At 42.4% G+C, this 13,185-nt stretch carries 10 protein-coding genes; 1 reads left to right on the top strand and 9 read right to left on the bottom strand.

Annotated features, from left to right (window positions below):
• Positions 1 to 94 precede the first annotated feature (94 nt).
• From QE404_RS03170 to QE404_RS03140, 7 genes are all read right to left on the bottom strand, one after another.
• On the bottom strand, positions 95 to 3,670 hold the full coding sequence (locus QE404_RS03170) for a choice-of-anchor L domain-containing protein (RefSeq protein WP_307446370.1): 3,576 nt from the start codon (positions 3,668 to 3,670) through the stop codon (positions 95 to 97).
• A 152-nt stretch (positions 3,671 to 3,822) separates the two neighbouring features.
• The gene (locus QE404_RS03165) at positions 3,823 to 6,192 is read right to left on the bottom strand and encodes a choice-of-anchor L domain-containing protein (protein ID WP_307446367.1); all 2,370 of its coding nucleotides are present in this window, start codon (positions 6,190 to 6,192) and stop codon (positions 3,823 to 3,825) included.
• 262 nt (positions 6,193 to 6,454) lie between these two features.
• Positions 6,455 to 6,964 (bottom strand): DUF1003 domain-containing protein, encoded by a 510-nt coding sequence (locus tag QE404_RS03160; protein WP_307446363.1) that lies wholly within the window; start codon positions 6,962 to 6,964, stop codon positions 6,455 to 6,457.
• An 11-nt stretch (positions 6,965 to 6,975) separates the two neighbouring features.
• Positions 6,976 to 7,743, bottom strand: coding sequence for a TIGR02757 family protein (locus QE404_RS03155; RefSeq protein WP_307446360.1), 768 nt, complete (start codon positions 7,741 to 7,743; stop codon positions 6,976 to 6,978).
• 9 nt (positions 7,744 to 7,752) lie between these two features.
• Positions 7,753 to 8,667 carry a ribonuclease Z gene (locus QE404_RS03150; RefSeq protein ID WP_307446359.1) on the bottom strand — a complete coding sequence of 305 codons (915 nt, stop codon included), beginning with the start codon at positions 8,665 to 8,667 and terminating at the stop codon, positions 7,753 to 7,755.
• Positions 8,668 to 8,716: 49 nt separating this feature from the next.
• Complete coding sequence (gene rdgB, locus QE404_RS03145) at positions 8,717 to 9,307, bottom strand: RdgB/HAM1 family non-canonical purine NTP pyrophosphatase (protein WP_307453334.1); 591 nt, start codon at positions 9,305 to 9,307, stop codon at positions 8,717 to 8,719.
• Between the two features lie 74 nt (positions 9,308 to 9,381).
• Positions 9,382 to 10,212, bottom strand: a complete 831-nt coding sequence (locus tag QE404_RS03140) for a CPBP family intramembrane glutamic endopeptidase (protein WP_307446357.1) — start codon at positions 10,210 to 10,212, stop codon at positions 9,382 to 9,384.
• A gap of 206 nt (positions 10,213 to 10,418) precedes the next feature.
• Between QE404_RS03140 and QE404_RS03135 the strand changes: the two genes are divergently transcribed.
• Positions 10,419 to 12,014, top strand: coding sequence for a peptide chain release factor 3 (locus tag QE404_RS03135; RefSeq protein ID WP_307446356.1), 1,596 nt, complete (start codon positions 10,419 to 10,421; stop codon positions 12,012 to 12,014).
• A 36-nt stretch (positions 12,015 to 12,050) separates the two neighbouring features.
• Here QE404_RS03135 and QE404_RS03130 read toward each other — a convergent pair whose 3' ends face one another.
• Together QE404_RS03130 and QE404_RS03125 are read right to left on the bottom strand one after the other, a co-directional pair.
• Positions 12,051 to 12,818, bottom strand: a complete 768-nt coding sequence (locus tag QE404_RS03130) for a GLPGLI family protein (RefSeq protein WP_307446354.1) — start codon at positions 12,816 to 12,818, stop codon at positions 12,051 to 12,053.
• A gap of 94 nt (positions 12,819 to 12,912) precedes the next feature.
• A complete protein-coding gene (locus QE404_RS03125; protein WP_307446352.1) occupies positions 12,913 to 13,182 on the bottom strand; it encodes a hypothetical protein in 270 nt (89 codons plus the stop codon).
• Positions 13,183 to 13,185: the final 3 nt, after the last annotated feature.

The raw sequence follows: 13,185 nt of genomic DNA, 5'->3' as shown, positions 1-13,185 counted from the left end.
ATTTTTTTTACAAACATCCTATGCACATTTAACATTTTTATCCATAAAAATAAAAAACCTCCTCAATTGAGGAGATTTTAAAAATTTATCGGGATTAGTTTCTATTCTTCAATAAAATCCAGCCTGTACGAAGTTCAAGCTTTTTGCTGGCAGGGTTTTCCCACTGTACCCGATACCAGTATGTTCCTGTAGGCTGGCTGATACCGCGTACTGTTCCGGTCCAGATAGTTTCTGTTTTTGTTGCTTTAAATATTTCCTGTCCGTATCTATTAAAAACAGAAGCAGCAAAATTATTATACTTGCTTATTCCGGCAAAATCCACGAAATCATTTTTTCCGTCATCGTTAGGCGTAATCGCATTGGAAATTACAAACGTAAAATATTCCAGTACAGTGCTGCAATTGGCATCTTTTGCCCTTACCACGATGGTATAATTGGTATTATTCAGCAGATTATAAAATACATTGGAAGACTGCCAAGTTACCCCTCCGTCAACAGAGTATTCCAGAACACCGCCGGTTGGATTTGTTGCGGATAAGGTCATGGTATGATTCTCATAGGTAACATTCGTAAACTGAGGCAACGTAGGATTGAGGAGCTGTGCAGAAAAAGTTTTTGAACAGGTTCCGTTGCTGATGGTCACTGTATAAGTTCCCGGTACATTGGTAGAAATAGTCTGAGTGGTAGCTCCTGTACTCCACAAATAGGTATAACCGGGACCGGATCCGGCATCCAGCACGCCCGTATCTCCGGCGCATACATATACATTCTGCAGGGTTGAGGTTATAGCCGGAACTACCTCAATAGTAATGGTAGCAGGATTAATGGAGCTGCAACCGTTTCCTCCTAAAGCATATACGGAATAAGTGGTGGTAGCGGTAGGGGTAACAACCTGAGTATTCCCGTTTCCGGAAAGTCCTACCCAGTTGTAGGTAACCCCGCCAGAAGCCGTTAAAGTAACGGATGTACCCGCACAGATTTTTGTCGGCGAAGCTGAGACCGTTGCTGTAGGTGGACCGACAATAACCGTCACTGTAGCAGGATTCGCAGAAATACATCCATTAGCACCTACTGCATATACGCTGTACACGGTTGTCGTTGAAGGTGAAACCACCTGCGTACTGCCGTTGCCCGAAAGGGTTGTCCAATTGTAGGAAACACCTCCCGATGCTGTTAAGGTAACCGATTCACCTGCACAAATCTGTACAGCCGAAGAAGTAAGAGCGGCAACCGGCAGCGTTTTGTTTTCAGTTACCGTGACACTTGCCGTGTAGGTACAGTTCAGGTTACCTGGCTGCGATACATTGGAAACCGTTAAAGTATAAGTTCCTCCTGCATTTACCACTGGGGTCAGCGTATTGGCTCCCGAAACGATATTTCCTCCGGTAGTAGTCCATGCTATCGTAGAGCCTGCAGGAATCACAGAGGAGGATGCGTTAAGCGTCACCTGTGTATTGGTACATGTAATAGACTGAGGAGGAGCTATTGTAAGCGTTGTCGCCGCAGTTTTCAATAGCTGTAAGCTCACTACATAGCTACAGCCTCCATTTTTAACAAGTACATATACCGTCTGGTTCCCTGCACTGGAAAATACAGTAGGGTTGGTAATCGTGTTTCCGTTTCCGGCATTCGCGTCTGCCTGATTGATATAGTACGCAAAAGTAACGCCTGTTGCCGTTGTAATCTGCGGCTGAGCAGAAGTAAGATCATAATTGACTGGCCCTGGCTGGTAGCACTGAAGAAGCACAGCGTTCTGAACAGTGATAGGCTGTGAAACCTCGATGGTCACCGTTGCAGGATTCTGAGATGCACATCCGTTGGCTCCCACTGCCGTCACCGTATAGGTGGTGGTGGTGGTAGGTGTTACGGTCTGGGTATTCCCGTTTCCGGATAAACCTGCCCAGGTATACGTCGTTCCTCCTGAAGCGGTTAATGTTACCGTTTCTCCGGCACAGATCGTTGTTTTTGATGCGGTAACAGTAGTTACAGGAGGCGCGCTGTCTCCTGTAACCGTAACACTTGCCGTGCCGGTACAAGTAATATTGCCCGGCTGATAAGTATTTGAAATCGTTAAGGTATAGGTTCCAGCCACATTTACCACCGGATTCAGTGTGTTTCCTCCCGAAACAATATTTCCTCCCGCAGTAGTCCAGTTAAATACTGATCCTGTAGGATATACGGAAGCAGAAGCATTTAAAGTGACCTGCTGATTGGTGCACGTGAGCACGCCAGGGGCAGCAATGGTAGCGGTAATCTGTGGAGCCTTGACCAGAGTCAGTTCTGCCACTTTTGAACAGAAACCGTTTTTAACCAGGACATATACAGTCTGTCCCGCACTCTGAAATGCTGTAGGATTGGCAATGGTATTACCGTTCCCGGCATTGGCATCCGCCTGATTGATGTAATAAGTGAACGTTGCACCCGGCGTGGTACTGATTGATGATTGTGCCGTCGTCAGATTGAACGTGGCATTCCCCTGCACATAGCAGGAGGTTAAAGTAGCATTCTGAACCGTTGGCGAAGTTCCGCCAACAATGGTAATACTTGCTGTTCCGGGACAGGAGTTTCCCGGAATAAATACCTGAACCGTATATTGCCCAGGTTGTGTTGCCATATAGCTCGGATTGGTTGCACCCGGTATCGGATTCGTTCCGAGAAACCATTGGTAGGTAGCATTCGGCACCTGAGTGGAAGCAGTGAATGTCTGTGGAGTGTTATCGCATACATTGATGGACGAAGGCAGTTGGACACCCGCAGCATCCAACAGCTGAACACCGATATTAAAAGAACCTGCCTCCAGGAAAACCCCGGAATCATAATTGGAGTCCTGATAGTCTGCCAACACCATTTTAAAATGATAGGCAACACCGGGAGTAACGGTTGCTTTTGCTGTAAGAGGAATGGTACGTCCGCTGAAATTGGTTTCTATATTGGCGGTATTCTGTCCGCCGAAGTACTGTGCATTCTTTGGGCCGCAGGAATAAGTGGCAGGAACGATATTCGTTACACTTACAGGTCCGGCACCATTAGGTAAAACAGCAAGGTTGGTATAGGGGCCTCCTGAAACCGGTCTTAATAAAAGCGCAAAACCATCCGAAATGGTACACGGGAAATTGCTGTCATATTCCTCGGAGGCGAAAATATACCGGAAAGAAACTTCAGTGGAAGTAGGAACGAAATCAAACTCGATATAGGTAGCATCCTTTAAGCTGGTGTTAGCTACATTAAGGGCGGCTGCGAGATCGGGATCTCCTGCAGTAGACAATGCATCCCCGAGATTTCCGGCCTGGAATGTATTTCCTGCTTTCCGGGCCTGGCCGGTAATCAGCACGATCCCTTTGTCAAAAGGGAAATTTGTGGTCCCTTTATTGAAAAATCCCCAGCTTCTGGTTGGGTTATCTGCTGTCAGGTTTGGAGATACATTAACGTTACTTACATTGGCTGTAGAACAGGTAGAACCGCCTGTAATAAGAACGTCTTTTACCAGCTGGCTGATATTGAATGAAGATTCCGGATAATTAGGCGTATTAACGTCTATAAAAGCTCCGGCTTTCATAGCGGAAGCGGTAGGCTGAATCGTTCTGTTCTGTCTCACCTGCCCAAAGGCAAAATGACCGATAAGAACTAAAAATAAAGCTAAAAGTAGACTTCCTGTTCTTCTATTTAACATTTTTATATTGTTTTAAACAAAAATACTATTTTTTTTGATTGAAATTGAATTTCAGACAATTTGTATGATCATCAGCATGATAATACAGCTAGTCATCTGATACTTTCATAAAATCAAAAAGATCAACCGTGTGGTTGATCTTTTTGATTATTTTAATCTACATTTTTCAGCAGGATCCATCCGGTATGCACCCGCAGCTGTTTGCTGGCAGGATCTTCAAATGCTACCTGGTACCAGTAGGAAGAAGTCGGAAGACGTTTCCCCTGGAAATAGCCATCCCAGTAAGGTCTTATTTTCTCAGCCTTAAAGACTTCTTTTCCGTAACGGTCAAATATGCTTGCCTTGAAATTATTGTATTGAATGATTCCTCTGAAGTCAATGATATCGTTGATATTGTCACCATTCGGTGTAATTACATTCTGCATGACAAAGGTGAAATATTCCAGGAAGCCTATACAACTGGTTTTCTTTACACGTACCCTGATGGATATTACTTTATTCCTAGGAACATTCGTGAACCTGTTGGAATCCTGCCAAGTCAATCCGTTGTCAATAGAATATTCCAGAGGCCCATTGCTTGGATTGGCTGTTGTGATCATCATGTTTCCATTCTCAGTATAATCCACTTTGATAATGGTTGGAGGAACAGCAAGCTGTACCTGTGTTGTAACCGCTTTAGTACAAACGCCATTATCAATGGTTACGGTGTAGGTCCCTGGAGTACCTACTGTAATTGTCTGGGATGTAGAACCCGTGTTCCATGAATAGGTATAGTTAGGTCCTGATCCTGCATCCAGGGTAATCTGGTCTCCGGCACAGATCAGCCCGCCTGAAAGATTTGAGGCAATAGCCGGCACTACTTCCACAGTTACCGATGCGGGCTGTAAAGATTTACATCCCTGTACACCGATGGCGTATACAGTATATGTCGTAGTCTGGGTAGGACTCAACGTCTGGGTATTTCCTGTAAAGGTTGTGCTGTTACTCCACTGGTAGGTAGATCCTCCTGCAGCTGTTAGAGTCACAGATTCCCCTGCACATATTTTTAATTTTGTTGAAACGAGCTGTGCAATAGGAGTTGCCTCTTTTCTTAATGTAAGTGTTACTCTTTTGCTACAGAATCCCCCGTTGGAGACTACTACGTAAAGGACTTGACCATCTGTACCATTGTAACTTGCTACGTTAGCAGTGGAAAGGTAGTTGTTATTCTGGGCTACCGCATCTGCCTGGTTTACATAGAATCGTACTACTGCTCCCTGGGTCGTTGTGATTGAAGGGATGGCATCATTCAGGTTGAAGTTGAGGTTATTCGGTGTTGTACAGATCTTTAGTGTTGCATCCTGTGCGGCTGGTGTCGTGCCTCCTACAATAGTAATGGATGCTGAACTCGGGCACTGATTTCCTGGTACTGAAACTTTCACCTCATATACTCCAGGCTGGTTGGCCATATAAGTTACACTTGTAGCTCCGGTGATAGGAGCTCCGTCTTTGTACCACTGGAAGGTCATACCCGGAACAGTAGCTACCTGAGCCGTTAGGTTCTGCGGGGTATTGTCACACATATTAACGGTATTCGGTAGAATTGCTCCGTTGGCATCCACAATCTTAATACCAAGGTCAAAAGATCCTCCCTGAAGAAAAACCGCAGAATCATAACCCTGATCTCCCGCATCTGCCAGAACCAGTTTGAAATGATAGGTAATTCCGGGCGTAACATCTGCAATAGCCGTCAAAGGGATCGTCCTTCCATTATAGTTGGTCTCTATATTGCCAGAATTTAATCCTGCAAAATACTGGGCATTGATTGGCCCGCATGAAAATCCCGGTCCCGCAGGTACAATATTCGTTACACTTACCGGTCCGGCTCCTCCCGGAAGAACAGCAAGATTGGTATAGGTAGTACTTCCGGCCGGTTTAAGCAATAAAGCAAAAGCATCGGAATATCCCGAACATGGGAAACCTGCTGTATATTCCTCTGAAGCAAAAATATAATTGAATTTAACCTGAGTTGAGTTCGGAACGAAATCAAATTCAAGCGCTACGGCATCATGAAGAGGCTTGGATGGATTGGTAGCAGCAACAAGATCTGGATCACTCTGGTTTAATCCAATTTGACCGCTCAGCGTACCGGTTTCCAAAGCATTTCCTGCCTGTCTTGCATATCCCGTAGTTAATACAATCCCGTCATTAAAAGGAAAGCTGGTTGTCCCTTTATTAAAGTACCCCCAAAACCGGTTGTTATCCGTCACCTGCTGATTCGGAGAAACCGTAACATTAGTCACATTTGCTGTAGTACAATTGGTTCCTCCGTTAATTAGGATATTCTTTACAAGCTGTTCCGGAGTATAATTAGAGGCGGCATAAGGCGCTACATTGACATCAATAAAGGCGCCTGCCTTCATACTTTCAGAAGTTGATTTTTCCTTCTGAGGTTTTCTCTGGGTCTTTTGTGCCAGCACAGCTGTACAAGAAAAAAACAATACCAATAGGAAAAGATAGTTTTTTACTCTATAATTTAACATTTTATTACAGTTTGCCCAAAAATACTATATTTTTATTTAATATGTATTTAAAATCGAAATAAACTGTATTATTAACAAATGTACCTCCGATATAACTGCTTTTTTTATTAAAATAAAAATTCTGCCTTAACACACTTAAGACAGTTAAAATATCTATGTCAGACATAATACTCCATAAAATCTTATGGTTTTCAGCTTCAGATAAAAAAATAACAGATTAAAAAAATAACTTTCTGGTAAGCAGAAACTTATTTGACGTCTTTTAATCTTTCTTCAGATCATCAATCATATCCTGAAGTTCCTGAATTTTATCTTTGAGTGCTTTGATTTCGTTCTTATTAGAATTGACATTGCTCTTCAGGATCACATTTTTAGCACGCTCGCTATGGTCTTCCTCTTCTTCATCCTCATTAATTTCTTCAATATCTTCCTGGATGTCTTCAATATCCTCGTTAATCTCTTCGATATCCTCGCTGATTTCCTCAATATCTTCCTGAATGTCTTCTATGTCTTCCTGAATGTCTTCTATTTTTTCATGGCTTTTATTAACGGACATCTGGATAAAGATGGCCAGGTAAATAGCTTCCAGAGAAACAACCGTGGTAAGGATCAGAAGCATTTTGTCAAATTCTACAAGGCCCAGCAAAGGGAGCAGGAAAGAAGTGATAAAAAATAAGGTATGGGCAATGAGGGAAGGGATAGAACCGATCCACCAGGTAATTCCGTCGGCTATTTTTTCAAGCACTTCTTTATTTTCTGTGTAATTTTTCATCTTTATCATTTTTACAGCAATTCTTTGGTCACTCCGAGTCCGAACAGGGCAAAATCATATTTTGCAGGGTCACTTTCATCAAACTGCCGGACCATTCGGTCAAGCTCTTCTACCGTTTTCCAGTCATTCTGTGTCCGTAATATCAGTCCCAGTTTCCTGGAAACGTTTCCTGTATGAACATCCAGGGGTATGGAAAGGTAGCGGGGATCAATCTTCTTCCAGATTCCGAGATCCACTCCCCTTTTATCCTTTCGCACCATCCATCTCAGAAACATAACAATCCTCTTGGCGGACGAATTTTTGTATGGCGAACTGACATGCTTATGGCTCCGGTGCTTGTCAGGTTCCAGAAAGCCGTTCCTGAAACGTTCTATAGAATGAAGAAAATTTGATTCCTCTTCATTAACCAGAAAGAGATTTTCCAGGCTTTTATATTCTTTATAAATTTTATTAAACTGACGTATAAAATAGGCAAAATCTTCCCCGTTGAAAGTCCTGTGAATACTTTTATCCTGAATACCGGCCAGATCTCTCTCTGAATGATTCATGACAAAATCGTAAGGCGAATTTCCCATAATATCAAGCATTTTGTCCGCGGAACGCAGGATCGCTTTCCTGTTTCCCCATGAAATGGTTGCTGCCAGGAACCCGGCAATCTCAATATCCTCTTTTAAAGAAAACCTGTGCGGTATCTGTACAGGATCATCATTGATGAAATCCACCGTATTATACCGGTCCGCTTTTTCATCCAGGAAATTCTTCAGTTCTTCAAAGTTCATCACCATTATTTAAATTTTCACGCATTCCAGTGCTTTGGGCAAATAGGTATTTGGAAAAACAGTTCTGGCTTCATCCGTGAATACGGTAAGATCCGCATAACGATTGGAGAAGTGCCCGAGAATAAGTTTTTCCACTTGTGCCTTCTGCGCTATGGTAGCCGCTTCAAGCGCTGTTGAATGTCCGGTATAGTCAGCCATTTCTTTAAGGTCATGCAGGAAGGTAGATTCATGATACATAACGGTAACACCCTGCACAATCGGAATTACACTTTCCAGGTATCTTGTATCGCTGCAGAAAGCATATGAAACCGGAGGTGCAGGTGCTGTAGTAAGCACTTCATTTTTCAGGACGTAACCATCGCTCAGCACAAAATCTTTTCCTGCTTTAAGATTATGGTAATCACAGACTTCAATTTCGTTATACTTGGCTATTTGCTGCATGTTCAAATGCCTTTCTTTAGGTTTCTCCCTAAACAGATAGCCGTTACAATAAATCCTGTGATCCAGCGGAATGGTATAGACCTCTACCCTGTTATCTTCATAGATTTTTTCAGAATAATCTTTGTCCAGCTCATGATAGACCACCTCGAATCCGCGATGGGTTTCGGTAATGGTAAAAATGGTTTCCAGCATTTTCTTGATGCCTTTGGGACCATATACATGAAGCGGAGTCTCCCTTCCCAGCAAACGAAATGAAGCGATAAGACCCGGAAGCCCGAAGCAGTGGTCGCCGTGAAGATGGGAAATAAAGATATGGTTGATCCTTGAAAATTTAGCTTTGGCTTTCCTCAACTGTACTTGTGTTCCTTCTCCACAGTCGATGAGGAAATGCCGTTCTTCCATCTCCAGCAGCTGTGCAGTGGGCGATGAATTAATCGTAGGAATGGCTGAATTAAAGCCTAATATGGTTAAGTACGTACTCAAATCAATAATTTATGTTCATCGGCAAATATTTTAATTGTACCGAATCGTTCTACAAACTGCTGTTATCAGATCTCAGGAAGTCCAGGAACAGGTCCAGTGCCTGTTTTCTGTGGCTGATCCTGTTTTTGTCCTCTGGATTCATTTCCGCAAAAGTCATTCCGTATCCGTCGGGAACAAAAATCGGATCATATCCGAATCCCTTAAATCCTTTATTCTTTGTTAGCAGATTTCCGTACACCCTGCCCTCGAAGTATCTGGCTCCTTGCTCATCATAATAGCATAAAACCGTGATAAAATAAGCGCTCCTGTTTTCAACGCCTTCCATTTCACTCAAAACTTTGGTGATATTTTTGGCAAAATCATGATCTCCTGCGTAACGGGCTGAAAAAATGCCGGGTCTTCCGTCCAGTGATTCAACAACAAGCCCGCTGTCATCTCCCAGGCTTGGAATCCCGGTTTTTTCAAAGCAGTACTTCGCCTTGATCAGGGCATTGGCATTAAAAGAATCGCCGTCTTCTACTATTTCCTCATGAATATCATAATCTGTAAGGCTCTTAACCGTAAAATCATGTCCCAGGATCTGCTGGATTTCCTCTTTTTTATGCTGGTTATGCGTTGCAACCAATAATTCCATATCTATTTTTTAATCTGTTATCTGGCCATGGATATCCCTGGATATATGGCAATTCCGGTGGATACCTGGCTCATATTTTTTTAAATTTCAGCGTAATGCACTTTATACTTTTTCACAAAAAGATAGCAGAAAACAGAAAACAGGACGATCCCCGCTGCCAGAACTACCCATTCGGAAACGTGCAGCGCCTGTGAAAAGCTCTCACTGTCCGTATATATCATCAAAATGCATGAACAAAGGTTATTAAAGCCATGCAGCAGCATCGGCAAAAGCAGGGATTTGGTTTTGAAATAAACTAAACCGAGGACTCCCCCCAGAAGAACGGCGCCTGCAAACTGCCACGGATTGCCGTGTACCAATCCGAAAATCAGTGATGAATACATAATCGCTTTCCAGGGCTTAACCCCTTTATTCAAAAGGCCTTTCTGGATAATACCCCTGAAGATAATTTCCTCAAATACCGGAGCCATGATAACCGTCATCAGCAACATAGCTGCCGGGTCATCCGTAAGCTGGTCCATCAGCTGGCTGAAAAACTCATAGTATTTCCCGAAAAACGGACCGGTAACCGGAATCTGTGAAGTCACAAATTCTCCGATAAACATCATGCCCAGCATCATCGGGAAGATCAGGAGATAAGTATAAAAGTTGGTCGGTGAAAAATTGAAATTCAGTTTTTTCTTTGTGGATGGCCATACGATAAATAAGTCGAAAAAGGCAATGGCCGTTACGAATCCTGCTGCATTGGTGAGCATCAGAAACCATTCTTTATACTGCAGGCTGGTTTTAAATACGAACATCCAGAACACATTCAGTGAGGAAATGAACATAGTCCCTGCAAAGAACCCTATCAACAAAACCAATCCGCCGATCCATGTAAAAGTAAATTTAGGATATCTGCTGTTTTCCATACTTGGTGCGAAATTTATTGGAAGCAAAGATAAGTAATTTGAGGCTTATGAATTACCGGTAACAGGATTATAAACCGATGGTTTTTCAATTTAAGATAGGATTTAAAGCATAAAATGTAGTGAATTGCGATTAAAATTCCGGTGTGGCGGAAATTGATTTTCAAATTCAATTAAAAATCACGATTTTTGCAAACTCAAAATATGCTATGTCAGACTTAATCAAAGAAATACAGAAAAGAAAAACCTTCGGAATTATTTCCCACCCGGATGCCGGTAAAACCACGCTTACGGAGAAGCTTCTCCTTTTCGGGGGGGCGATCCAGGAGGCGGGTGCCGTAAAATCCAATAAAATAAAAAAGGGTGCTACTTCCGACTTTATGGAGATTGAACGTCAGAGAGGGATCTCCGTAGCTACTTCTGTACTGGCTTTTGAATATAAAGGCCATAAGATCAATATCCTCGATACACCAGGTCACAAGGATTTTGCAGAGGACACCTACAGGACATTGACTGCTGTAGATTCTGTGATTGTAGTAATTGACGTTGCCAAAGGGGTTGAGGAACAGACTGAAAAGCTGGTTCAGGTATGCCGTATGAGGAACATCCCGATGCTGGTTTTCATTAACAAGCTGGACCGTGAAGGTAAGAATGCATTTGACCTTCTGGACGAGGTGGAACAGAAATTAGGGCTGAGTGTAGTCCCATTATCTCTCCCTATCGGTATGGGAAGCGATTTCCAGGGCATCTATAATATCTGGGAAAATAACATCCAGCTGTTCCTGGAAGAAAAAAAACAGAAAGTAGGTGAATCCATCACCTTTGACAATATCAACGATACTTCCATTGACGATGCGATAGGTTCCAAAGCTGCACAGACGCTGCGTGACGAACTGGAACTGGTACAGTCCGTTTATCCGGAATTCAACCGTGACGATTATATGAAAGGAGATCTTCAGCCGGTATTTTTCGGATCAGCGTTGAACAATTTCGGGGTTCGCGAACTTCTGGATGCATTCATTGAAATCGCACCGATGCCACAGCCTAAAGAAAGTGATGTAAGGATTGTGAAACCTGAGGAGAATGTATTTACGGGATTTGTATTCAAAATCCACGCAAATATGGACCCTAAACACCGTGACAGGCTGGCATTTGTAAAAATTGTTTCCGGTACCTTCAAAAGAAATGAAAATTACTTACTGGTACGCGAAGGCAAAAAAATGAAATTTTCTTCCCCGAATGCTTTCTTTGCGGATAAAAAAGAAGTGGTAGACGAAAGTTTCCCGGGTGATATTGTCGGACTTCATGATACCGGAAGTTTCAGGATCGGAGACACCCTTACCAGTGGTGAAAAATTAAGCTTTAAGGGAGTTCCAAGCTTCTCTCCGGAACACTTCAGATACATTAATAATGCAGATCCTTTAAAGGCTAAACAGCTTGCCAAAGGTATTGACCAGCTGATGGACGAAGGGGTAGCCCAGTTGTTTACGCTTGAGATGAACGGCAGGAAGATCATCGGAACTGTAGGAGCGCTTCAGTACGAAGTAATCCAGTACCGTCTTGAACATGAATACGGCGCTAAATGTACCTATGAGCCCCTGTCCATGCATAAAGCCTGCTGGGTGGAAGCGGATGAAAAATCTGAAGAATTCAAAGAGTTTTCAAGGCTTAAGCAAAGGTTCCTGGCCAGGGATAAATACAATCAGCTTGTATTCCTTGCCGACTCCTCTTTTACGATTCATATGACGCAGGAAAAATTCCCGAATGTGAAGCTGCACTTCATCAGTGAGTTTAAAAATACATAATTCATAATGGGCTGCTTACCACAAGGCAGTCCTTTTTTATTCCAGAGCATTGTTGTATTTCTTTTTATTTTCTTCTGCTATTTTCCGGTATTCCGGATTATTGATTTTACCCTGATACGGATCATTCATATATTCTTTTCTTTTTGAAAGGTATTGTTCTTTTGAGATCAGTATTCCTTTTTTCGGCTCTATAGGTACCTTCTTTTTGTGGATGGAGATCAGATCAAAACGGATATAATTATTTGTTTCACTGAGCTGTAAGATCAGGCCCGGAAGCCCCCTGAATTTATAAGGTCCGTCACTGATCGGAATGTCATACGTGAACCAAGCCGAGAAGTTTTTACCTCCTGTGCTTATTGTTGCTTCATGGCACGTATAACCACCGATAACAGCAGTCTTCTGATGATCTATCTCCCACTTCATTTGATCAGGACTTTCAAAGGTGTAATAGTTTTGTCCTAAATAATTTGAAATGTAAGTATGGTCACGATCCTTGTACACATTATGCCTTACTTTAGATCGGGGAAGAGTTCCCGGCTCAACAATATCCCCTTTCTTCACTGCATCCTTCAATTTTCTTCCAAAGCCATCTACAGCCGCCTTATAGTTTTCACTGTAGTATATCGATTGCTTTCCGTTAGTGAGCAATACCATAGGCTCGGATAGTGCGGATGAGCTATCCAGAGTATCTTGTATAAAAGTAAAATTATACCTCACTTCTATATCAGAAGAATCTTTATTGACCTGGGCCTGGATAAAGCTGAAACAGAAAAATGCCATCAATGTGTTCAATAATAGCTTCATAATAATTAAAATATCATCATTAAATAAATACTCACATCAGCTGAGAATATTTAGACATCAGGTTAGCAGAATATAAGACTAAACTCTGCTTCTTTTAAGTTATTGGATTTTCATAGCTGGTATGTCCGCAATCCCGGTTATTATACATTTCCCATTCATTGTAAAGACAGTCATCTGAATCAGATTCAGAATCGAAAACAGTTTGATACATAGTTCCGCAAACAGTTTTTATGGTAACGAGATAGCGAGTTAAACTGAAAATCTGCTGGTTTGCCTCTTCAGATACTGAATGATTAGACATATTATTTTTGGCACTGATAGATCCGGCGAAAATGATCGCTGAAAACAGAATGATTTTTCTCATTGC

It is taken from the genome of Chryseobacterium camelliae, assembly GCF_030818575.1.
Lineage (GTDB): Bacteria > Bacteroidota > Bacteroidia > Flavobacteriales > Weeksellaceae > Chryseobacterium > Chryseobacterium camelliae_A.
This window is presented reverse-complemented; position numbering and strand designations above follow the sequence as displayed.

What these genes read in the sequence shown, in the direction of transcription:
- QE404_RS03135 (WP_307446356.1), top strand. Translation starts at nt 10,419, where the DNA reads ATGTCAGACTTAATCAAAGAAATACAGAAAAGAAAAACCTTCGGAATT.
- QE404_RS03165 (WP_307446367.1), bottom strand. Translation starts at nt 6,192, where the DNA reads ATGTTAAATTATAGAGTAAAAAACTATCTTTTCCTATTGGTATTGTTT.
- QE404_RS03125 (WP_307446352.1), bottom strand. Translation starts at nt 13,182, where the DNA reads ATGAGAAAAATCATTCTGTTTTCAGCGATCATTTTCGCCGGATCTATC.
- QE404_RS03155 (WP_307446360.1), bottom strand. Translation starts at nt 7,743, where the DNA reads ATGAACTTTGAAGAACTGAAGAATTTCCTGGATGAAAAAGCGGACCGG.
- QE404_RS03130 (WP_307446354.1), bottom strand. Translation starts at nt 12,818, where the DNA reads ATGAAGCTATTATTGAACACATTGATGGCATTTTTCTGTTTCAGCTTT.
- QE404_RS03170 (WP_307446370.1), bottom strand. Translation starts at nt 3,670, where the DNA reads ATGTTAAATAGAAGAACAGGAAGTCTACTTTTAGCTTTATTTTTAGTT.
- QE404_RS03160 (WP_307446363.1), bottom strand. Translation starts at nt 6,964, where the DNA reads ATGAAAAATTACACAGAAAATAAAGAAGTGCTTGAAAAAATAGCCGAC.
- QE404_RS03140 (WP_307446357.1), bottom strand. Translation starts at nt 10,212, where the DNA reads ATGGAAAACAGCAGATATCCTAAATTTACTTTTACATGGATCGGCGGA.